Genomic DNA, 20,713 nt, shown 5'->3' with positions numbered 1-20,713 from the left:
CTTCACGATCAGCCAACGTCAGCATGTTGCGCACGGCGGGCATCCTGTCCCACCGAACCACCAAGATCAAGTGCTACGACTGACTGAACTCGCCGGTTTCTGGACGAAGGAAGTTGAGATCGGCGGTCACACTTTAGAGTTGGGTGCTCAAGTGTCGAGGTCGGGGGGGAACTTGCACATGCAAGATCTCATGGTCTTTGTCAAGGGGCAGCCTGCCGAGCAGATGGAAAGGCTTGGTGCGACGGGTGTTGCTGACCTCAAGCGCCAAGTGATGGCCTGGGCTCGGGAGGATGGAATTGAATCGATTAGTATCAGCGGAAAGCGTGTAACGCCTGGCGTGCCACGTCGGCCATTTAACTATGTGATTGATGTGGCGACGGGTCGGATGAGGTCGAGGAGTTGACAGTGGAATCGTTCAATGCGGAGGCTGTGGCAAACGATGTTCGTGCGTCAGGTCTGCTTGCGCAAGACGATGAAGCCCTACTGGATGCACTTCGCAAGCGCGGCTTTAGTGTGATCCAGTCTGCGATAGTGTTCGCGAAGACTAGGCGGGTCTCTTTGTCGGAAGCCAAGGATGTTATCGCGGATAGCGAGGTGTGGTCGACCGCTTTCGCGGTGAGCGCGTCGATTCAAGATGAAATTGAGGAATCGTTTCGGGAATGAGAATTTGTCGACGAGGCCCGCGAGTTGATCGCATTGGGGGAGTGTGCGCTTTCCGTGCTTGACCGCCCTCTAGGACGTTGTCGGTGACCCGGCTGATCAACTCTCGAGACACGTCGGCGTCGTACATGTCCGTCAGATGCGCTGAGATCTCGCCGGTCGTCAGGACTTTCGCGTGCAGCGAGGCCGATCGCCTCGTTGAACCCGTCCAGGCGGCGGGTGTGGTTGGGGACGATCTGCGGGGTGAACGACCCGGCCCGTTCCCGAGGAACCTGGATCCACACTGGCGCGGCCTCGGCCTGCACCGTCTTGCCCCGCCTTCCGCAGTTGGCGATGTGGACGGGCGAGACATTGCCATCGGTGCCGAAGTTCAACTGTGAGGAGTTGGGTGGTCGTCTACGAGGTCGAGTGTAGAGCAAGGGGCCGCTCGGATCTCGTGCCTTCGCCTGCGAGCTATGGTTGGGCGCACTTCCATGCTTTCGCTGATCTGCTAGCTGCAGAGGAACGGATATGTCTTGGGGAGATGATGGAATACGGGGGTGTGGTTCCTTGGTCTAGGGTTGAAACCTGCCTTCGGCCAATATTTGATCCGAGTCTCCTTGATGGTGGTATTCTTGCACTTAAGTGGGTCTTGGGGATGCAGTCGCGTCTGCATGAGGTGTGTGCTGCTTGGGGGGACGGCTCCTATGCTGGCAGTGCGGAAAAGGGCATGAAGGCGGAGCAGTTTGCCGAGCTGGTGAAGTTGCTTTCGGTTGTCGATTATTGCGTGAAGACGAGGCGGTCGATGAGGGTTCGATGACCTAATTTGCTTGAGCTGATCCGCATTCCTTGGGTTGGCCGGGAGTCGACGGTTGTCGCCTTGACGCGGGAAGCGAATCTGGTTTCGGTAGTGGCGCCTATAAAACTTGGGATGCAGGTGCGATGAGGTGGGCTGTCAGTGGCGGGTCCAGGCGATGAAGCGGGCGAAGTAGTCCGCCGGGTCCACCTCCTCCGGGCGGGTGCGCAGTCGGTCGGCGATCGCGTCGTGCATCAGCACGCACAGGTAGATCGCCAGCCCGACCCGGTCCCGCGCGCGTACTCCGCGCGTAGGCAGAGCTTCGCCGGCTGGCAGGGCCACAGCGCAGCACACACCCGACACCGCCACGTCGGCCGGGCCGCCACGTGCCGGCGCAGTTCGGCCAGCGACACCCCGTACCCGCTGCTCATGGTCTTCGCCCGCCCCGCCGCAGGGGCTTGGCGGCGAGGCGGTGCTGCGCCGGCCGCTGGGGGACCGGGCGGCGATGGCCCGCCAGCTCGACGCCCTGACGGTGACGGGCGAGCAGCACAACGTCAGCGTCCGGGTGCTGCCGTTGGACGCCGGGCTGGTCCGCTGGTCGCAGGCGGGCACCTTCACCATGCTCGACTTCCCGCAGAACGTCCGGGAGCCGGAGCCGACCACCATCTACTCCGACGGGCCGTGCGGCGCGGTCTACCTGGACCGGCCGCGCGAGATCGAAACGTACGAGGAAGCCTGGCGCTCGCTCGCCGAGCGGGCGCTGAGCGGGGCCGAGTCCCGCGAGCTGATCGCATCGACAGCGAAGGAGATGTCCAGTGCAGCGTGACGGTGTGTGGCGCACGTCCACCCGCTCCGGCGGGGAGGGCAACTGCGTCGAGGTGGCGGCGTTCGCCGAGTCGGTCGGTGTGCGGGACAGCAAGGACCGGCAGGGCCCGGCGCTGAGCTTCACCCCGGTGGCCTGGGCCGGCTTCGTCGGGGCCACCCGTTCAGGCTTCGTCGCGGCGACCCGGTCGGGCCCGCCCGACCGCCCCTAGCGACACCCTGGCCCAGCGACACCCGGGCAGGAGGCCCGCCGCGTCCTCGCGCGTGCTCAACGCGCGGCGGCGCGGCAGGCCCGCCAGCCCGACAGGGCGAGCGTCGCCGAGTATCCGGCCAGCACGATCACGTGGAACAGGTAGAGCCAGAGCAGCACCGCCACCCCACCGCCGATCGCGTCGAAGCCGCCGAACGGGACGCCCAGGTCGAGCGGCAGCGAGGCGAACAGCACGAAGCCGTGCAGGAATCCGGACAGGTTCGCCGCCGTGAAAGATCCCATGCCCAGCGTCGACAGGAAGTCCGGCGACGCCGGCCCCACCACCCGGAACACCCACATCAGCACCGGGGTGAGCACCAGCCAGACCCCGAGGAACGACAGCACCACGCCGAGCGCGCCCCGCCAGCCGCCCTCGCGGACGAGTCGGGTTGTCACCGGCAGCGCCAGCAGGATCGACAGCAGCAGCGCGGGGGCGGGCGCGAGCAGCGGGAGCAGCAGCAGCCGGCCCCGCCAGCCGACCAGCGATCCGCCCGGCTCGCGCGGGGCGGCCACCGACACGAACGCCCGGCGCAGCCCCTCGCCGTAGAGCGACGCCGGCAGCAGCGCGGCCAGGGCCAGCGTCGGGGTCAGGCCGAGCCCGGCCGCCACCAGCGCGGCCACCGCCCGGTCCGCACCGATGTCGGTGGGCAGCGTCTCGATGGCGTACGAGGTGAGCCGCCGCACCCGGTCCGCCCCGGCGACCAGCCCCGTCGCCCAGATGGCCAGCAGCGCCACGGGCACCACGGCGATCGCCCCGTAGAACGTGATGGCGGCGGCGTGCAGCGACAGGTCCCGCCCGCGTACCGGCCGGAACGCGGCACTGGTGATCCGCTTCGCCCGCTGCCATCCGTCCGTCACCGCGACCTTCTTCCCCGCCCCGCCCCCCGGTACGCATGACGATCCCGCGTCATGACCGTGCTCACCACGGAACGCCTCACCATCCGCGACCCCGCTGGTCGGTGCCGACACTTCACCTGGTCAGCCGTTGCCGGACCGGTGCCGGCGGCCTACGCTCGTGCCCGCGCCGGCCGCCCCGGGGAGATCCCCGGCAACCTCGGCAGGCCGGGTTTGCGACAAGCAGGAGGACGAACATGGTGGTGCCGGGCGGTCCCCAGGGCGATGCCACGCTGTCGGCGGGCACCCGCCCGGGTGCAGCGGGGGCCCGCCCGGGCAGTGCGGTGGCCACCGCCGCCGCCGTGATCGCGGTCGTGCTCCTGGTCGTGCTCGCCCTGATCGTGGCCCTGGTCGGGATGTTCCTGCCGATGGCCGCAGACGCCTGCGGCACCGAGGGAACCGAGGGGCTGATGATCTGCGGGCCAGCCGGTGAGTTGGTGGTGATCGCACCGACCGGCGGTGCCGTGCTCGGGGTGCTGCTCGCTCTCGCCGGTTTTCTGCCGTTGCCGTTGCGGCACCGCCGGTTGGTCTTCATCGGCCTGGGCTACCTGCTCGTCCTCGGCGGGCTCGGGCTCGGCTTCCTGGTGGCCTTCAGCGGCTGGTGACGTGATCGGGCCGCACCTTCACCCAGGCCCGACTCCCGTCGGACAGGCTGTGCGATGCGCTGCGCCGGGGGCTGCGACGGCTAGGCTGACCTGAGCAGGATGTCGCGCTGAGGGGGTGAGCCCGATGGCCCAGGCAGCGTACGCGCCCGAGCCGGCGCCGCAGCGACCCGAGCCGTCGTTCGACGTGCTCCGGTGGCACGACGAGCCGTGGACCGCCCGGCTCGCCCTCGACCTGTTGCCGGAGGCCAACGGCCCCAAGGTCGAGGTCCTGAGCGGAAGCGTGATCGTGACACCACATGCCGGCTTCGACCACCAGAACGTCGAGCTCGACCTGGCCTACCTGCTCAAGCAGGCGGCCCGGCGGGCGGGGCTCTGGCTCTATCACGAGGTCAACATCGTCTCCGGTGACGACCTGTTCATCCCCGACATCGTCGTGCTGCGTGCCTCGGGTGGCGGCCGGACGACGATGAAGATCAGCGACGCCGTGCTGCTCGGGGAGATCGTCTCGCCGGGCAACCGGCGCAAGGACGTGATCGACCGGCCCCGCGAGTACGCCGCCGCCGGGGTGCCCTTCTTCCTCCGCGTCGACCTGCGCAACCGGGTGCCGACCCTGGCGCTGTACGAGCTGGTCGACGGCGAGTACCGCCCGCTGGCCGCCGCCGCGGCCGGCAGCACGTTCACCATGGTCCGCCCGTTCGAGTTCACGGTCGACCCGGCCGACCTGCTCGACGACGAGGCGCCCTGACGCCGCTGACCGGACGCGGGGGCGGTGGAGGGCTGGGGAAGAATGGGCCGGTGACAACTCCCCGCGATCTTGTGCTGCTCGGTTCGACCGGCTCGATCGGCACCCAGGCCATCGACATCGTCCGGCGCAACCCCGACCGGTTCCGGGTGGTGGCGCTCGGCGCCGGTGGCGGCAACGTCGAGCTGCTCGCCGCGCAGGCCCTCGAACTGGGCGTCGAGGCGGTCGGGGTGGCGAAGGCGTCGGCCGCGCAGGACCTCCAGCTCGCCTTCTACGCCGAGGCGAGCCGGCGCGGCTGGTCCAGCGGCGACTTCAAGCTGCCCAGGATCGTGGCGGGGCCGGACGCGATGACCGAGCTGGCCCAGTGGCCCTGCGACGTCGTACTCAACGGGGTGGTCGGCTCGCTGGGGCTCGCGCCGACCCTCGCGGCGCTGCGCGCCGGGCGTACCCTCGCCCTGGCCAACAAGGAGTCGCTCGTGGCCGGCGGCCCCCTCGTGAAGGCCGCGGTGACGCGGCCGGGGCAGATCGTGCCCGTCGACTCCGAGCACTCGGCGCTGGCCCAGTGCCTGCGCGGCGGCACCCGGGGCGAGGTGCGCCGGCTGGTGGTCACCGCCAGCGGCGGGCCGTTCCGGGGGCGGCGGCGCGACGAGTTGACGCAGGTCACACCCGAGCAGGCCCTGGCGCACCCGACCTGGAATATGGGGCCCGTCGTCACGATCAACTCCGCGACGATGGTCAACAAGGCGCTGGAGGTGATCGAGGCGCACGAGCTGTTCGACGTGCCGTACGCCGACATCACCGTCATGGTGCACCCGCAGTCGGTGATCCACTCGATGGTCGAGTTCGCCGACGGGTCGACGCTGGCCCAGGCCAGCCCGCCCGACATGCGGCTGCCGATCGCGCTGGGCATCGGCTGGCCCGACCGGGTGCCCGACGCCGCTGCCGCCGTCGACTGGACAACCGCGCACACCTGGGAGTTCGCCCCGCTCGACGACGAGGCGTTCCCGGCGGTGGCGCTGGCGAAGGCGGCCGGCGAGGCGGGGCGCTGCCGCCCGGCGATCTACAACGCGGCCAACGAGGAGTGCGTCGCGGCGTTCGTCGCCGGCCGGCTGCCGTTCCTCGGCATCGTGGACACCCTCCGGCGGGTGCTGGACGATGCTCCCGATTTCGCCGAACCAGGTACCGTCGAGGACGTGCTCGCCGCCGAGTCGTGGGCGCGCGCGCATGCGCAGGAGATCATCGTGGCGTCGCCGTCGTCGGCGGCGTCAGCGTCGTCGTCGGCCTCAGCCTCGGCGTCGTCGGCATCGGCATCGGTGGAAGGAGCCTGATGGCGTACCTGCTCGGGGTGGTGTTGTTCGCCCTGGCCATCCTCGTCTCGGTCAGCCTGCACGAGGCGGGGCACATGCTCACCGCCAAGGCGTTCGGGATGAAGGTCACCCGCTACTTCGTCGGCTTCGGCCCCACCATCTGGAGCTTCAAGCGGGGCGAGACCGAGTACGGCCTCAAGGGCATCCCGCTCGGCGGCTTCTGCAAGATCGTCGGCATGACGCCGCAGGACGACGACGTCGAGCCGGGCGACGAGCACCGGGCGATGTGGCGCTACCCGGTCTGGAAGCGGACGATCGTGATGTCCGCCGGGTCGGTCACCCACTTCGCGCTGGCCCTGGTCGCGACCTGGATCATCGCCGTCTCCGCCGGCCTGCCCAACCCGGACTTCCCGACCACCGACGCCGAGGCCCGCCAGGAACCGGCGGTGATCGGCCTGGCCAAGTGCGTGGTGCCGGAGAACGCCGTCCGCGAGTGCGCGGCGAGCGACCAGGCCAGCCCGGCCGCGCTGGCCAACCTGCGCGACGGCGACAAGATCACCTCGTTCAACGGCGCCCCGATCGACAACTACGGCGACCTGCTGGTCGCGCTGCGGGCCACCAAGCCGGGCGACACCGCCACCATCTCGTACGTCCGCGACGGCCAGCCCGGCACCACCAGCACCGTGCTCGCGCAGACCCAGCGCCCGCCCCTGGACGACCCGAAGGGCGCGGTCGGCCCGGTCGCCGCGCTCGGCATCGGCCTCCAGTTCAGCACCCCCACCCGCGTGCAGTACGGGCCGGTCGCCGCCCTCGGCGGGACCGCCCGGTTCACCGGCGACATGGCCGTCGGCACGTACGAGGCGATGAAGCGCATCCCGCAGAAGGTGCCCGCCCTCTGGACGGCGATCACCGGCGGCGAGCGGGACGTGGACACCCCGATCAGCGTGGTCGGCGCGAGCCGGCTCGGTGGTGAGGCGGTGGAGCACAACGCCTGGCTGGTGTTCTTCATGCTGTTCGTGTCGCTGAACTTCTTCATCGGCGTGTTCAACCTGCTGCCGTTGCTGCCGCTCGACGGCGGGCACATCGCCATCGCGTGGTTCGAGCGGGTGCGGTCCTGGGTCTTCGCCCGGTTCGGCCGCCCCGACCCGGGCCGCGTCGACTATCTCAAGCTCATGCCCATCACGTACGTGGTGATCCTCATCGGCGGCGTGTTCACGCTGCTGACCGTCACCGCGGACGTCGTCAACCCGATCACGCTCTTCTCAAGGTGAGTGCCTGAAGTGACCGCAGTCAGTCTCGGTATGCCCGTCGCGCCGCCCCCCGCGCTCGCCCCGCGCCGGGCCAGCCGCCAGATCATGGTCGGCCCGGTGCCGGTCGGTGGGGGTGCGCCGGTGTCGGTGCAGTCGATGACCACCACCCTCACCTCCGACGTCAACGCCACCCTCCAGCAGATCGCCGAGCTGACCGCGTCCGGCTGTCAGATCGTCCGGGTGGCCGTGCCCTCGCAGGACGACGTGGAGGCCCTGCCGGCGATCGCCCGCAAGTCGCAGATCCCGGTGATCGCCGACATCCACTTCCAGCCCAAGTACGTCTTCGCCGCGATCGACGCCGGCTGCGCCGCCGTCCGGGTGAACCCGGGCAACATCCGGCAGTTCGACGACAAGGTCAAGGAGATCGCCGCAGCGGCTTCCGCCGCCGGTACGCCGATCCGCATCGGGGTCAACGCCGGCTCGCTGGACAAGCGGCTGCTCGCCAAGTACGGCAAGGCCACCGCCGAGGCGCTGGTCGAGTCGGCGCTGTGGGAGTGCTCGCTGTTCGAGGAGCACGGCTTCCGGGACATCAAGATCTCGGTGAAGCACAACGACCCGGTGGTGATGATCCGGGCATACCGGCAGCTCGCCGAGCGCTGCGACTACCCGCTGCACCTCGGCGTCACCGAGGCCGGCCCCGCGTTCCAGGGCACCATCAAGTCGGCGGTCGCCTTCGGCGCGCTGCTGGCCGAGGGGATCGGCGACACGATCCGGGTGTCGCTGTCCGCCCCGCCGGTGGAGGAGATCAAGGTCGGCAACCAGATCCTGGAGTCGCTGGGGCTGCGCGAGCGGGGCCTGGAGATCGTCTCGTGCCCGTCCTGCGGCCGGGCCCAGGTCGACGTCTACAAGCTCGCCGAGGAGGTCACCGCCGGCCTGGAGGGGCTGCCGGTGCCGCTGCGGGTGGCCGTCATGGGCTGTGTCGTCAACGGCCCCGGCGAGGCCCGTGAGGCCGACCTCGGCGTCGCCTCCGGCAACGGCAAGGGGCAGATCTTCGTCAAGGGCAAGGTCGTCAAGACCGTCCCCGAGGGGCAGATCGTGGAGACCCTGATCGAGGAGGCGCTGCGGATCGCCGACGAGATGGGCGCCGAGCTGCCCGAGGAGCTGCGGGACCTGGTCCCGGGGGCCACCGTCATGGTGCACTGACCAGCCGCACAGCGTCGACAGGGGGCCGTTCCCGGTGGAACGGCCCCTCCTTACCCCTCGGCGAGGATGGCGTAGAGCTTGCGCCGGGTTTCGGCGAGCACCTGCGCGGCCCGCTCCCGCTGGTCGTCGGTGCCGGTCGTCATCACCTGCCGCAGGGCGTGCATCGCCTGCGTGCCGGCGTCGCGGATGTCGTGCCAGCTCGCAACGGTGTCCTCGGCGAACTCGCCCCAGGGTGGGGCCTGCGCCGCCTCGTCCGCCTCGGCGCGGCCCGCCTCGGTGACGGTGAACCGCTTGCGCCCGCCGCCGGCTTCCTCCGTCGTGGCGGCGACGACGCCCTCGTCCTCCAGGAGCTGGAGGGTCGGGTAGATCGACCCGGGGCTGGGCCGCCAGGCCCCGCCGGTGCGGGAGTCGATCTCCTGGATCATCTCGTAGCCGTGCATCGGCCGCTCGGTGAGCAGGGCCAGCACGGCGGCGCGGACGTTGGGCCGCCGCCCCCGGCCGCGCCCCCGGTGGCCGCCCCGCCCGCCGCCGTGCGGGCCACCGTGCCCGGGTGGGGTCGGTGGGAAGGGCGGGCCAGGCGGGAACGGCGGGAAGCCGAAGCCGCGCATCCGCGCCTCGTGCACGTGCGTCCGTCGGTGGAACCCCATGGTGCTCTCCCCTCGTGGTTCTGTTGCTGATGCATCAACGATATATCGTCAACCGGTCGGCAACAAGTCGTTTCGTCGGCGGCGAACGCGAGACTGAGCGGTGACTCCGCACTCGGCCGGCGAGGCGGGCGGCCGATCTGGCAGGCTGGGGGCGTGCTGACGGTGCCGGTGCGGCAACTCGGGGAATCGGAGCGGCGCGCGGTCGAGCGGCTGCTCGACCTCGACCCGTTCGCGGGGGCGCAGGTCGCCGAGCGGGTCACCGCGCGCGGGCTGGCCTGGTGGCGGGCCGAGGCGCGCATCCTGGGCTACGGCGGGCGCCGCAACCTCGAGTCGATCTGCTGGCTCGGCGGCAACCTCACCCCCGTGCTCGCCTCGGAGTCGGCCGTCGCCGCCTACGCCGAGCTGCTCGCCGCCGAGGAGCGGCTCTGTTCGTCGATCGTCGGCCGGGCCGACGCGGTGCTCGGCCTCTGGGACCGGCTCTGCGGGCACTGGGGACCGGCTCGTGACGTCCGGCCCAACCAGCCGCTACTGGCCACCGAGGCGCTGCCGTCGATCGTGACCGACCCCGACGTGCGGCTGGTGCACGGCAACGAGGTGGACCGCCTCTTCCCCGCCGCTGTCGCCATGTACACCGAGGAGGTCGGCGTCTCACCGCTGGCCGAGGACAGCGGGCGCGGCTACCGGCGGCGGGTCACCGACCTGGTCCGGGCCGGCCGGGCGTACGCGCGGTTCGTCGACGGCCAGGTCGTCTTCAAGGCCGAACTGGCGGTGGTGACCCGGCACACCGCGCAGGTCCAGGGGGTCTGGGTCGCCCCGGAATGGCGCGGCCGGGGCATCGCCACGGCGGCGATGGCGGCGGTCACCCGGGACGCGCTGCTGCGGGTGGCCCCGACCGTCAGCCTGTACGTCAACGACTTCAACCTGCCGGCCCGCCGCGTCTACGAGCGCTGCGGGTTCCGCCCGGTCGGCACCCTCGCCACCGTCCTCTTCTGAGGTGCGTCAGGAAGGGCCCCCTGTCAACGCATTCTGTTGCACAGGGGGCCCTTCCTGACGCCCGGGCGGGTGGCGCGGGCGGTAAATGCGTTGAAGGTGCCGGCCGGATCACGGAGGGTGGAAGCACCGCCACCCGAGTGTCCGGAGGGACCGACATGCGCCTTTTCCGTGACCTGTGGGCCACTTCGGCGCGCCGGATGAGGCTGGTGGCCGTGCTGGTCGTGCTCGGCGCCGCCGGGCAGGCCGCCGCCGCGGCGCTCGCCGGCCCGGTGCTGGTGCACCGCTCGGGCCTCCTGTTCACCGTCCTGGCCGTGGCGCTGTGCGCCGCCGTCGTCACCGACCTCACCATCGGGCTCGTGATGGCCGGCGTCACCGCCGACTGGTCGGCCGACGTCCGGCGGAGGCTGTGCCGGGTGGCGCTCGGGCAGGACCTGCCCACCCTGGAGGGCACCCCGGTCGGCGAGCTGCTGGACCGCATCGACGGCGACGTCTACCAGGTGGCCTCCGAGGTGCGTGGGCACGGCGTACGCATCGCCCAGATGAGCGCCACGGGCCTGCTCTCCACGGTCGTCGCCCTCGTGGTCTGGTGGCCGGCCGGGGTGAGCATGCTCGCGCTGACCGCGCTGCTCGCCCTCGTCCTGCGCCGCCCGACGCGGCGGATCGCCCCGGCCCGGATGGCCGAGGAGGAGGCCTGGACGGACCTCGCCGCCGTCATGGAGGAGGCCGTCCACGGCCAGGACGACGTGCGCACCAGCCTCGCCCGGCCGTACGTGCTGCGGCTCTATGCCCAACGCGCCGCGGCGGTGCTGGCCCGGGGCAACCTGGTGTGGCGGATGTCGGCGTGGGTGACCGCGACCGGTGCCGGCGTCATCCGGGTCGGCATCGTCGGGGTGGTCCTCGGTGGGGCGTGGGCGCTGGCCGCCGGCCGGATCGACGCGGCCCGGCTGACCGCCGTGTGGCTGCTCGTGCTCGCGTTCGGCGCGACCGTCGAGCACGTCAGCCGGATGGTGCCCGAGTTGCAGTACGCGCTCGGTGCCTGGGGGCGGGTGCAGTTGCTCCAGGACGCCCCGCAGGAGCCGGCCGGCGGCCGGGAGCCCGCCGACGGCGACCTGACCGTCCGCCACCTCACCTACCGCTACCCGGCCGGCGGCTCCGACGGCGACCGCGCGCCGGCACTGCGCGACGTCTCGCTGACGTTCGCCCGGGGCCGGTCGTACGCCCTCGTCGGCCGCACCGGGTCCGGCAAGTCGACGCTGGCCAAGGTGCTCAGCCGGGCCGTGGACCTGCCGCGCGGCACCGTCCTGCTCGGCGACACCGACCTGCTCGACCTCGACGTCGAGCGGCTGCGCCGGTGGATCGCCGTGGTACCGCAGCGCACCGAGATCCTGGCCGGCACCCTCGCCGAGAACGTCGCGCTGTTCGACCCCGACCTGCTCGACGACGCCGCCCGGGCGCTGGACGAGCTGGGGCTGGCCGGCTGGATCGCCGGGCTGCCCGACGGCCTGGACACCCGGCTGGGCGAGGGCGGGCACGTGCTGTCGGCCGGGCAGGAGCAGCTCGTCGCGTTCGCCCGGATCCTGGTCCGCGACCCGCACGTGGTGATCCTCGACGAGGCCACCGCGCGGCTGGACCCGGTCACGGAGACGTTGGTGCAGCGGGCCACCGACCGGCTGCTCGTCGACCGGATCGGCATCGTCATCGCGCACCGGCTCTCCTCGGTGCGCCGCTGCGACGAGGTGGTGGTGCTGGCCGACGGCGCGGTCGTCGAGGCGGGGCCGCTGCACACCTCGGAGCGGTTCGCCGAGCTGTTGGCCGTCAGCCACGCCTCCGCGTACGCCGGGGCGGGCGTTGGGGCCGGGGCGGGGGTCGGCGGGCGGGCCGGCGGCACGGGCGTACTGACCGATCCGCCGCCGGCGCCGGACGCGCCCGGCGGTCCCGACGCTGCTGCCGTCGGTCCGGTTGGTGCCGCTGCGCCCGGCGGTGTCGCGCGGGTGAAGGTCGAGCCGCCCGAGCTGCCGCCGGTCCCGCGCGCCCGCACGATGCGGGAGATCCTCCGCCTCACCACCAACAACCCGCGGTACGGCCTCACCGCGATCGCGCTGTTCGGGTTCGGGGGCCTGCTCGGCCTCGACGGCTCGGTGCTGCCCTGGCTCTGGGCCGACCTGGTCGACGGAGTCGGCGGCCCGTGGTGGCCGGCGGTCGGGATCGTCGCCGCGCTGCTGGTGACCACGCCGGTGCCGTACCTCACCAGCACCATGTTCCCCAACTGGTGGGTGCGGCAGATGCTGCGGATCAGCCTGCGGCTGGTGCACGGGCAGACCGGGCCGCGCCGGATCAGCGGGCACACCCCGGCCGAGGTGGTCGCCCAGGGCGGCGACACCGAGCGGGTGGTGATCCTCGCCGACAACCTGCTCGACCAGGGCATCTCCGTGCTCATCGTGGTGACCATGACGCTGGTCTCCGGCAGCTGGGTCCCGGCCGCGTTCTTCGCCGGGACGATGATCGTGTCCGGGCTGGCGGCGACGCTGTTCGGGCCGCGCCTGGAACGGTCGGCCCGCGCCACCGTGGCGGCGCGGGCGGCGTTCGCCACCGCGCTGGTGTCGTCGCTGTCGGCGGCCCGCACGGTGAAGCTGGCCGGCGCGACCCGGCCGGTGCTGGGCCACCTCGCCGACCTCGACAACGCCCGCAGCGAGCGGCAGCGCCGGGAGATTTCCGTGCAGGTCTGGGCCCGGTCGACGCCGGCCCTGGCCAGCGGCCTGCTGCCGATCGGCGCCTGGGCGCTCTACCTCACCGGCGGGCTGTCCGCCGGGGCGACCCTGATCGCGGTCTCCACGCTCGGCGCGGCCCGCTGGTTCGCATGGACGACGGCGTCGCTGGTGTCCCAGCTGCCGTCCGCCCGGGTGTGGACGCGCCGGACGGTCGCGATGGCCGGGGTCGGGGCATACTCGGCGCCGGTGCCGGGGGTCGACCTGACCGCCGGGACCGCGCCCGCGCCGGAGCCCCCGCCCCGGCGTCCGCTGCGCCGGCTGGAGCTGGTCGGCTTCGGCGCGCTGCACACCGACGGTACGCTCGCCGTCCACGACGTCGACCTGACCGTCGAACGTGGGCAGCTGGTGCTCGTCGTCGGGCCGGTCGGGTCGGGCAAGTCGTCGCTGCTGCGCGCCCTCGCCGGGATCGTGCACCACACCGGCGGCCTGCGCTGGAACGGCGAGCCGGTCACCTCACCGGAGGTGTTCCTGCGCCCCCAGCAGGTCGGCTACGTCGGCCAGCTGCCCCGGGTGCTCTCCGGCACCGTCGCCGACAACGTCGCGCTCGGCCACGACGTGGACGCGGCCGAGGCGGTGTCGACGGCCCAGCTCGAACACGACCTGGCGGCGGCCGGTGGCGTCGGTGCGGGCGGGCTCGGGCTGCTCATCGGGCACAAGGGCACCCGCCTCTCCGGCGGGCAGCTCCAGCGGTTGGCGCTGGCCCGGGCGCTGGCCCCGCGTACGGAACTGCTGGTCGCCGACGACGTGTCCTCGGCGCTGGACGTCACCACGGAGCTGGAGCTGTGGGCGGCGCTGCGCGAGCACGGGGTGACGGTGGTGGGCTCGACGTCGAAGCGGGCGGCGCTGGTCCGCGCCGACCAGGTGGTGGTGCTCATCGACGGCACGGTCGCGGCCCTGGGCCCATGGCGGGACCTGGAACGGGACTGGACCCACCTGGCCGGCTGACCGGGCCGTGTCCTGTATGGACCTTGGACAGTTGCCGTTGCCGTCGAACGACAACTGTCCAAGGTCGAGGCCCGCTCGGGCGGGTGGGGTCAGAAGGCGCGCTCGTACTGGGCGGGCCAGCCGGGCGTCGCGCCGAGCTTCGCCGCCGCCCGCCGGGGCCAGTACGGGTCGCGCAGCAGCTCCCGGCCCAACAGGACCAGGTCCGCCTCCCCGCCGGCCACGATCTGCTCGGCCTGCTCCGGCTCGACGATCAGGCCGACCGCGCCGGTCGGCACGCCCGCCTCCCGGCGGATGCGGGCGGCGAGCGGCACCTGGTAGCCGGGGCCGACCGGGATGGTGGCCTGGGCAGCCGCGCCGCCGGACGAGGCGTCCACCAGGTCGACGCCGGTCGCCGCCAGCTCCCCGGCGAGCACCACGCTGTCCTCGACGGTCCACCCGCCCTCGGTCCAGTCGGTGGCGGAGATCCGGGTGAGCACCGGCACGCTCTCGCCGACCGCCCCGCGGACCGCGCGGGCCACCGCCAGGGTCAGCCGCATCCGGCCGGCCCGGTCCCCGCCCCAGGCGTCGGTGCGGTGGTTGGTCAGCGGCGAGAGGAACTCGTGCAGCAGGTACCCGTGCGCAGCGTGGATCTCCACGGCGGCGAAGCCGGCGTCCACCGCACGGCCGGCGGCGGTGGCGAACGCCTCGACCACCCCTGCGATCCCCGCCTCGTCGAGGGCGGTCGGCACCCGGTAGTCCGGCACGAACGGCTCCGCGCCGGGGCCGACCGGCGTCCAGCCGCCCTCGGCGTCGGGCACCCCGCCGCGCCGGGGTGCCCACGGCCGGTACGTCGACGCCTTGAACCCGGCGTGCGCGAGCTGCACCGCCGGCACCGCGCCCTGCGCCGCGACGAACGCGGTGACCGGCCGCCACGCGTCGACGTGCGCGTCGGACCAGAGCCCGACGTCCTGCGGGCTGATCCGGCCCTCGGGCACCACGGCGGTCGCCTCGGTGAGCACCAGGCCCGCGCCGCCGACCGCGCGGGAACCCAGGTGTACGCGGTGCCAGTCGGTCGGCAGGCCGTCCAGGCCCGCGCTGTACTGGCACATCGGGGCCAGGGCGACCCGGTTGGGCAGGGTGACGGCGCGTAGCGCCAGGGGCGTGAACAGGCTGCTCATGTCGTGATCCTCTCCGAAGCTGTTCAGGCGGGGACGGAGGCCGGCTCGCCGGCGCGGGCGACGAAGCCCAGCGCCACGCCGAGCACGAGGCCGAGCAGGATCTGGAGGGAGAAGGGAAACTTGCGCAGGGCGGAAGCCATGGAAACGTCCAAGCGAGGAGACGGCGGGCGGGCGTCAGGAGGAGACGGGCCGCGCCGGACAGACGCCGCTGGCCTGTAGTCGGAGGTCGACGTACAGACGGACGGTGAGGTTCCAGACGTTGGTCATCGCCCGCCGACGATACGCCCACCCGCCCTCCAGGTGGAAGGACCGCCTGGCGTGAGGCTCCTTACGCAACCAACTGTCGCTGCGACGTCCGCCGCTGCGGGGAAGGTGCGCGGGGGAGGCGTGGATATCCTGGGGCCGCCCGCCGTGACCCGGCTGGCTCGTGAGTGTCGGCCTTCCCCACCCCGAAGGGCTACATCGATGACCGTGGCATATCTCGTGGCCGGTGTCCGCACCCCCATCGGCCGGTACGCCGGCGCGCTCGCCGGGGTGCGCCCCGACGACCTCGCCGCACACGTGATCCGCGAGCTGGTGGCCCGCCACCCGGCGGTGGACTGGGCCCGCGTCGACGACGTGGTCCTCGGCTGCGCCAACCAGGCCGGCGAGGACAACCGCAACGTCGCCCGGATGGCGGCGCTGCTGGCCGGGCTGCCCGGCGAGGTGCCCGGCAGCACCGTCAACCGGCTCTGTGGCTCCGGCCTGGACGCCCTGGCCACTGCCGCCCGGCAGGTCGTCGCCGGCGAGGCGGAGCTGGTCGTGGCCGGCGGCGTGGAGAGCATGAGCCGGGCGCCGTTCGTCCTGCCGAAGGCCGCCGCCGCGTTCTCCCGGGCCGCCGAGGTCTACGACACGACGATCGGCTGGCGGCTGGTCAACCCGCTGATGGAGCAGGGCTGGGGCATCGACTCGATGCCGGAGACGGCGGAGAACGTGGCCGCCGAGTACGGCGTGGACCGCGCCGCGCAGGACGCGTTCGCGTACCGGTCGCAGCAGCGGGCCGCCAAGGCGCAGGCCGACGGCCGGTTCGCCGAGGAGATCGTGCCGGTGACCGTGCCGGCGGGCCGGCGCGAGACGAAGCTGGTCGACGCCGACGAGCACCCCCGCGAGACGTCGCTGGAGAAGCTCGCCGCGCTGCCCACCCCGTTCCGCGACGGCGGCACCGTGACCGCCGGCAATTCCTCCGGGGTCAACGACGGTGCGGTGGCGCTGCTGGTGGCCGGCGAGGCGGCGGTGGCCCGGTATGGTCTCACCCCGCTGGCCCGGGTCACCGGGGCCGCCGCGGCCGGCGTGCCGCCCCGGATCATGGGGATCGGGCCGGTACCGGCGACCCGCAGGCTGCTCGACCGGCTCGGCGTCGGCCTCGACGCGGTCGACGTGATCGAGCTGAACGAGGCGTTCGCCGCCCAGTCGGTGGCGGTGCTGCGCGAGTGGGGCCTGCCCGAGGACGCTGAGCACGTCAACCCCAACGGTGGGGCGATCGCCCTGGGTCACCCGCTGGGGGCCAGCGGGGCCCGGCTGGCCCTGACCGCCGCCCTGGAGTTGCGCCGCCGCGACGCCCGGCGGGCCCTGGCGACCATGTGCGTCGGGGTGGGGCAGGGCATCGCGCTGATGCTGGAGTCGGCCTGACGGCTGATGCCGGAGTCGATCGGCTGCCCGGCCCGCGCGGGGGTCGCCGCAACGCGAGCGGGCCTCGCTAATCGTGGAACCCGCAGCCTAGAGTGTGGAACACCACAGACCTGCGGGTCTGCCGGCTGCCGGCGTGCCCACGGGCCGCGCCCGGCGGCTGGCGCGGCCCGTGGCGCGGCGACGACTGGCGGGAGCAGCACAGGATGGCGGAGGGACTTCCCACCGGGATCGGTCTGACCACCGGGATCGACCTGAGTCGACCGAGCGCGGCCAGGGTCTACGACTACTTCCTCGGCGGCGCGCACAACTTCGAGATCGACCGGCAGCTGGCCGAGCAGATCGCCGGCATGACGCCGAACCTGGCCGCGACGATGCGGGCGGGCCGGGAGTTCCTGCGCCGGGCGGTACGGGCGTTGCTGGACGCCGGCATCGACCAGTTCCTCGACATCGGCTCGGGGATTCCCACCGTGGGCAATGTCCACGAAGTGGCGCAGGCCGCGAACCCGAAGGCCCGGGTGGTCTACGTCGACATCGACCCGGTGGCCGTGGCGCACAGCCGGGAGCTGCTGGCCGGCAACGACCTGACCGGCGTGATCCACGCCGACCTGCGGCAGCCCGAGGCGATCCTCGCCGCGAGCCGGGCCATGGGCCTGCTCGACCTCGACCGCCCGGTCGGCATCCTCCTCGCCGGGGTGGTCCACTTCGTGCCGGACGCCGACCGCCCCGCCGACATCCTCGCCACCCTCCGGTCCGCCGCCGCCCCGGGCAGCTGTCTCGTCGTGTCGCACTCCACCTTCGAGGACCAGCCGCAGGAGATGCTGGACGCGCAGCGGCTCTCGGCGCGCACCGCCACCGAGATCACGCTGCGCTCCCGCGCCGAGATCACCGGCTTCTTCGGCGACTGGACGATCCTGGAGCCGGGCGTGGTGCACATGCCGCTCTGGCGTCCGGACTCGCCGTCCGAGGTGGACGAGCACCCCGAGCGGTTCGGCGCGTTCGGTGGTGTCGCCCGGTACGACCAGCCCGCCGGCTAGGCCGACGTGACAGCCGTGCCGGAACCCGGCGGCGATGGGACAGCCGTGCCGGAACCCGGCGGCGAGGACTTCAGCCGGGCCGGCGCCCAGTCGTACGCCGCCGCGTGGGCCCGCGCGGCCCGCCGGGTCGGCTTCGTGCCGCTCAGCGCGGCCGAGACCGAGCGGCTGCTCCTCGACCACACGGAGCAGCTGGCCGGTGCGCTGCTGGCCGAGGCGTTCTCCGCCCGTCCCGCCGAGAGCGTCGGTCGGGCGCTGGTCGAGGCGCACCTGGCCGAGCCGGGGCTGCTCGACTGGTCGGTCGCGGCGCTCGGGGACCGGTTCGTCGCCCAGGTGCTGCCCGACCGGGTGGGCCGGGCCGGCACGGCCCAGCGGGTCGCCGCCCTCCAGGGTGGGCTCGCCGCCGGGTTCGCCCGGGCGCTGCGCGACCGCACCTTCACCCAGCAGGAACGCATCGCCCGCAGCGCCTGGCAGGCCCGGGACCTCGTCGAGCAGGCGCTGCGCGACAGCGAGGCGAGGTTCCGCGCCGTCTTCGTCGGGGCGGCCATCGGCATCGGCATCGCCGGCGTCGACGGGCAGATCATCGAGGTGAACCAGGCGTTCGCCGACATGCTGGGCTACACCATCGGTGAGCTGCGCCGGACGAACGTGGCATCGTTGTTCCACCCCGACGACGCCGCCGGCATGTGGGAGCTCTACCAGGCGCTCATCGAGGGCCAGCACGACGCGGTCCGGGTGGAGAAGCGCTACTACCGCAAGGACGGCAGCATCGTCTGGACGGACCTGGCCGTCTCGCTGATCCGGCACGACGACGGCCGGCCACGCTTCACCGTGGCGATGATCGAGGACATCACCGAGCGGCACGAGTTGCAGCAGCGGCTGCGCTTCCAGGCGCTGCACGACCCGCTCACCGGCCTGCCCAACCGTACGCTGTTCTTCGAGACCCTCGGCCAGGTCCTCGCCGACGCGGGCCCGGAGCACCGGCTCGGGGTCTGCTTCCTCGACCTCGACGGCTTCAAGGCGGTCAACGACAGCCTCGGGCACGACCTCGGCGACCGGCTGCTGGTGGTGATCGCCCGGCGGCTCGCCGAGTGCGTCTCCGGGCACGGACACCTGGTCGCCCGGATGGGCGGCGACGAGTTCGTCATCCTCGTCGACGGCGGCGAGGGCATCGACGACGCGGTGGGCGTCGCCGAGATCGCCCTCGCCGCGGTCTCCGCCCCGGTGCACGTCGGCGACCAGCAGTTGGCCGTCTCCGCCAGCATCGGCATCGTGGAGTGCCCGGCGGGGGAGACCAGCGCGTCGGAGCTGATGAAGGCCGCCGACACCACCCTGTACTGGGCGAAGGCCGAGGGCCGGGGCCGGTGGGCCGTCTACGACCCCGAGCGCAGCGCCCGCGACATCGCCCGCTCCGCGCTGGTCGCCGGCCTGCCCGCCGCGCTGGACCGGGGCGAGTTCGTGGTCCACTACCAGCCGATCGTGTCGCTGCTCGACTCGTCGATGGTGGCGGTGGAGGCGCTGGTCCGCTGGCAGCACCCGGAGCTGGGCCTGGTCGGGCCGGACCGGTTCATCGGGCTGGCCGAGGAGACCGGGCTGATCGTCCGCCTCGGCGAGTGGGTGCTCGGGCAGGCGTGCCGCGACGCCGAGGCGTGGCGTCGGGAGTTCCCCGAGGCGAAGCTGGTGGTCAGCGTCAACCTGGCCGCCCGGCAGGCCGACGACCCGGCCATCGTCGAGACGGTGGCGGGGGCGCTGGGCCGCACCGGCCTCCCGGCCGCGCTGCTCCAGCTCGAACTGACCGAGAGCGCCGTGATGGGCACCGCCGGGGAGCCGCTGCGGGCGCTGCACCAGCTCGCAGACCTGGGCGTACGGCTGGCGATCGACGACTTCGGCACCGGATACTCGAACCTGGCGTACCTGCGGCGGATGCCCATCCACTGCCTCAAGCTGGCGGGGCCGTTCGTGGAGGGCATCCGGCCCGGCGACGGCTCCGACCACGCCGACGTCTCCGCCGATGTGGACGCCTCCGTCGACCACCGCGACGAGCGGATCGTGGACGCGCTGGTGCGGCTGGCGCACGCGTTGGAGCTGTGGGTGACCGCCGAGGCCGTGGAGACTGAGGCGCAGGCCGAACGGCTGCGGTCGCTGCGCTGCGACACCGGGCAGGGGCGCTGGTTCGGCGCGCCCGTGCCGGCCGCCCAGATCACCGCCCGGCTGCGCAACGATTCGGAGGGGGCGGCATGAGTCTCACCGACTCGCAGGCGATCGTGTCGGTGGTGGCCGCGCTGGCCATCCTGGCCGGGCTCGCCGGGGTGGTGGTGCCGGGCCTGCCCGCGCTGCCGCTGTGCTGGGGCGGGGTGCTGGTCTGGGCGATCTTCGGCGAGGCCGGGGCGGGCCGCTGGCTGGTGCTGGCCGCCGCCACGGTCGTCGCCGTCGGCGGTGCCGTCGTCAAGTACCTGTGGCCGGGGCGCAACCTGCGCAATGCCGGGGTGCCGACGTCGTCGCTGCTGGCCGGCGGAGCGCTGGGGCTGGTGGGCTTCTTCGTGATCCCGGTGGTCGGCCTGGTCGTCGGGTTCGTCGGCGGCGTCTGGGGAGCCGAGCGGCTGCGGTTGGGCAGCAACCAGCTCGCCTGGCCGTCGACGGTGCACGCGCTCAAGGCCGCCGGGCTGTCGATGCTGGTGGAGTTCCTCGCCGGGCTGGTGATCGCCGTGCTCTGGGTGGGCGGCCTGATCTTCGCCTGAGCGTCGGGTGTGGCCGGTGCGGCGGCGCGGGGCGGTGCGCCGTAGTGAGAGAGAGGTGAACGCCCCGCGCCGCCGCGGGCCGGGCGTTGCCGAGCGCCCGGCGGGGCCCGTCCGGATCGGGCCTGGTCACAGGCTCAAGGATGCGCGTCACGGCCCGCTCGGGGCAAGGCGATTACCGGGTACGGAGGTGGGGCGCGAGGTGGGCGCGGGGTGGGGGTTCGCCGGGGCCCGCCCGCTCCGGGCGGTCATGCTTGATCC

The 20,713-nt window shown here is 72.8% G+C and carries 19 protein-coding genes and 1 pseudogene; 15 read left to right on the top strand and 5 right to left on the bottom strand.

Annotated elements, in window-relative coordinates:
* Positions 1-403 (top strand): hypothetical protein (locus tag ACFT41_RS29375; RefSeq protein WP_377614053.1); only part of this gene is annotated, 403 nt, incomplete at its 5' end.
* A gap of 2 nt (positions 404-405) precedes the next feature.
* A complete protein-coding gene (locus tag ACFT41_RS29370; RefSeq protein WP_377588803.1) occupies positions 406-663 on the top strand; it encodes a hypothetical protein in 258 nt (85 codons plus the stop codon).
* Here ACFT41_RS29370 and ACFT41_RS29365 read toward each other — a convergent pair.
* On the bottom strand, positions 630-944 hold the full coding sequence (locus ACFT41_RS29365; protein WP_377614054.1) for a hypothetical protein: 315 nt from the start codon (positions 942-944) through the stop codon (positions 630-632). The two genes, ACFT41_RS29370 and ACFT41_RS29365, sit on opposite strands and share 34 nt — an antisense overlap.
* Before the next feature lie 650 nt (positions 945-1,594).
* A complete protein-coding gene (locus ACFT41_RS29360) occupies positions 1,595-1,777 on the bottom strand; it encodes a hypothetical protein (protein ID WP_377588805.1) in 183 nt (60 codons plus the stop codon).
* A 124-nt stretch (positions 1,778-1,901) separates the two neighbouring features.
* Between ACFT41_RS29360 and ACFT41_RS29355 the strand changes: the two are divergent.
* Positions 1,902-2,261, top strand: a pseudogene (locus tag ACFT41_RS29355) (DUF5753 domain-containing protein); the annotation flags it as partial.
* 4 nt (positions 2,262-2,265) lie between these two features.
* Positions 2,266-2,469: a DUF397 domain-containing protein gene (locus tag ACFT41_RS29350; RefSeq protein WP_377588820.1), complete on the top strand. Its 204-nt coding sequence runs from the start codon at positions 2,266-2,268 to the stop codon at positions 2,467-2,469.
* Positions 2,470-2,525: 56 nt separating this feature from the next.
* On the opposite strand, the gene ACFT41_RS29345 is transcribed toward ACFT41_RS29350, so the two are convergent.
* Positions 2,526-3,365 carry a YhjD/YihY/BrkB family envelope integrity protein gene (locus ACFT41_RS29345; RefSeq protein ID WP_377588806.1) on the bottom strand — a complete coding sequence of 280 codons (840 nt, stop codon included), beginning with the start codon at positions 3,363-3,365 and terminating at the stop codon, positions 2,526-2,528.
* Positions 3,366-3,598: 233 nt separating this feature from the next.
* Here ACFT41_RS29345 and ACFT41_RS29340 point away from each other — a divergent pair, with 233 nt between their 5' ends.
* The 5 genes from ACFT41_RS29340 (at position 3,599) to ispG (ending at position 8,508) form a co-directional block, all read left to right on the top strand.
* Positions 3,599-4,006, top strand: coding sequence for a hypothetical protein (locus ACFT41_RS29340; protein WP_377588807.1), 408 nt, complete (start codon positions 3,599-3,601; stop codon positions 4,004-4,006).
* A gap of 124 nt (positions 4,007-4,130) precedes the next feature.
* Complete coding sequence (locus ACFT41_RS29335; RefSeq protein WP_377588808.1) at positions 4,131-4,751, top strand: Uma2 family endonuclease; 621 nt, start codon at positions 4,131-4,133, stop codon at positions 4,749-4,751.
* Between the two features lie 50 nt (positions 4,752-4,801).
* Positions 4,802-6,076, top strand: coding sequence for a 1-deoxy-D-xylulose-5-phosphate reductoisomerase (gene dxr / locus ACFT41_RS29330; protein WP_377588809.1), 1,275 nt, complete (start codon positions 4,802-4,804; stop codon positions 6,074-6,076).
* On the top strand, positions 6,076-7,326 hold the full coding sequence (locus tag ACFT41_RS29325; protein ID WP_377588810.1) for a M50 family metallopeptidase: 1,251 nt from the start codon (positions 6,076-6,078) through the stop codon (positions 7,324-7,326). Before dxr ends, ACFT41_RS29325 begins: the two co-directional genes overlap by 1 nt.
* Positions 7,327-7,335: 9 nt before the next feature.
* A complete protein-coding gene (gene ispG / locus ACFT41_RS29320) occupies positions 7,336-8,508 on the top strand; it encodes a flavodoxin-dependent (E)-4-hydroxy-3-methylbut-2-enyl-diphosphate synthase (RefSeq protein ID WP_377588811.1) in 1,173 nt (390 codons plus the stop codon).
* Positions 8,509-8,558: 50 nt separating this feature from the next.
* On the opposite strand, the gene ACFT41_RS29315 is transcribed toward ispG, so the two are convergent.
* A complete protein-coding gene (locus ACFT41_RS29315) occupies positions 8,559-9,155 on the bottom strand; it encodes a PadR family transcriptional regulator (protein ID WP_377588812.1) in 597 nt (198 codons plus the stop codon).
* 153 nt (positions 9,156-9,308) lie between these two features.
* Here ACFT41_RS29315 and ACFT41_RS29310 point away from each other — a divergent pair, with 153 nt between their 5' ends.
* Positions 9,309-10,148: a GNAT family N-acetyltransferase gene (locus ACFT41_RS29310; RefSeq protein WP_377588813.1), complete on the top strand. Its 840-nt coding sequence runs from the start codon at positions 9,309-9,311 to the stop codon at positions 10,146-10,148.
* A gap of 155 nt (positions 10,149-10,303) precedes the next feature.
* Complete coding sequence (locus ACFT41_RS29305) at positions 10,304-13,861, top strand: ATP-binding cassette domain-containing protein (protein ID WP_377588814.1); 3,558 nt, start codon at positions 10,304-10,306, stop codon at positions 13,859-13,861.
* Positions 13,862-13,950: 89 nt separating this feature from the next.
* Here the strand turns inward: ACFT41_RS29305 and ACFT41_RS29300 are convergent, their stop codons facing one another.
* On the bottom strand, positions 13,951-15,018 hold the full coding sequence (locus ACFT41_RS29300) for an NADH:flavin oxidoreductase/NADH oxidase (protein WP_377588815.1): 1,068 nt from the start codon (positions 15,016-15,018) through the stop codon (positions 13,951-13,953).
* A 465-nt stretch (positions 15,019-15,483) separates the two neighbouring features.
* On the opposite strand from ACFT41_RS29300, the gene pcaF reads away from it, so the two are divergent.
* The 4 genes from pcaF (at position 15,484) to ACFT41_RS29280 (ending at position 20,455) form a co-directional block, all read left to right on the top strand.
* Entirely contained in the window at positions 15,484-16,686 is a 1,203-nt protein-coding gene (gene pcaF, locus ACFT41_RS29295) for a 3-oxoadipyl-CoA thiolase (RefSeq protein ID WP_377588816.1), read from the top strand.
* A gap of 203 nt (positions 16,687-16,889) precedes the next feature.
* The gene (locus ACFT41_RS29290; protein WP_377588821.1) at positions 16,890-17,720 is read left to right on the top strand and encodes an SAM-dependent methyltransferase; all 831 of its coding nucleotides are present in this window, start codon (positions 16,890-16,892) and stop codon (positions 17,718-17,720) included.
* A 45-nt stretch (positions 17,721-17,765) separates the two neighbouring features.
* Positions 17,766-19,958 (top strand): putative bifunctional diguanylate cyclase/phosphodiesterase, encoded by a 2,193-nt coding sequence (locus ACFT41_RS29285; protein WP_377588817.1) that lies wholly within the window; start codon positions 17,766-17,768, stop codon positions 19,956-19,958.
* Positions 19,955-20,455 (top strand): DUF456 domain-containing protein, encoded by a 501-nt coding sequence (locus ACFT41_RS29280; RefSeq protein WP_377588818.1) that lies wholly within the window; start codon positions 19,955-19,957, stop codon positions 20,453-20,455. Before ACFT41_RS29285 ends, ACFT41_RS29280 begins: the two co-directional genes overlap by 4 nt.
* Positions 20,456-20,713: the final 258 nt, after the last annotated feature.

This window comes from Micromonospora sp. NPDC057141, assembly GCF_042670805.1.
Lineage (GTDB): Bacteria > Actinomycetota > Actinomycetes > Mycobacteriales > Micromonosporaceae > Micromonospora.
The sequence above is the reverse complement of the archived record's forward strand: the minus strand, read 5'-3'. Positions and strand labels throughout refer to the sequence as shown.

Bases quoted from the DNA above. Each gene is read 5' to 3' on its own strand.
- ACFT41_RS29340 (WP_377588807.1), top strand. From the start codon at position 3,599: ATGGTGGTGCCGGGCGGTCCCCAGGGCGATGCCACGCTGTCGGCGGGC.
- ACFT41_RS29335 (WP_377588808.1), top strand. From the start codon at position 4,131: ATGGCCCAGGCAGCGTACGCGCCCGAGCCGGCGCCGCAGCGACCCGAG.
- ACFT41_RS29325 (WP_377588810.1), top strand. From the start codon at position 6,076: ATGGCGTACCTGCTCGGGGTGGTGTTGTTCGCCCTGGCCATCCTCGTC.
- ACFT41_RS29315 (WP_377588812.1), bottom strand. From the start codon at position 9,155: ATGGGGTTCCACCGACGGACGCACGTGCACGAGGCGCGGATGCGCGGC.
- ACFT41_RS29305 (WP_377588814.1), top strand. From the start codon at position 10,304: ATGCGCCTTTTCCGTGACCTGTGGGCCACTTCGGCGCGCCGGATGAGG.
- ACFT41_RS29300 (WP_377588815.1), bottom strand. From the start codon at position 15,018: ATGAGCAGCCTGTTCACGCCCCTGGCGCTACGCGCCGTCACCCTGCCC.
- pcaF (WP_377588816.1), top strand. From the start codon at position 15,484: ATGACCGTGGCATATCTCGTGGCCGGTGTCCGCACCCCCATCGGCCGG.
- ACFT41_RS29290 (WP_377588821.1), top strand. From the start codon at position 16,890: ATGGCGGAGGGACTTCCCACCGGGATCGGTCTGACCACCGGGATCGAC.
- ACFT41_RS29280 (WP_377588818.1), top strand. From the start codon at position 19,955: ATGAGTCTCACCGACTCGCAGGCGATCGTGTCGGTGGTGGCCGCGCTG.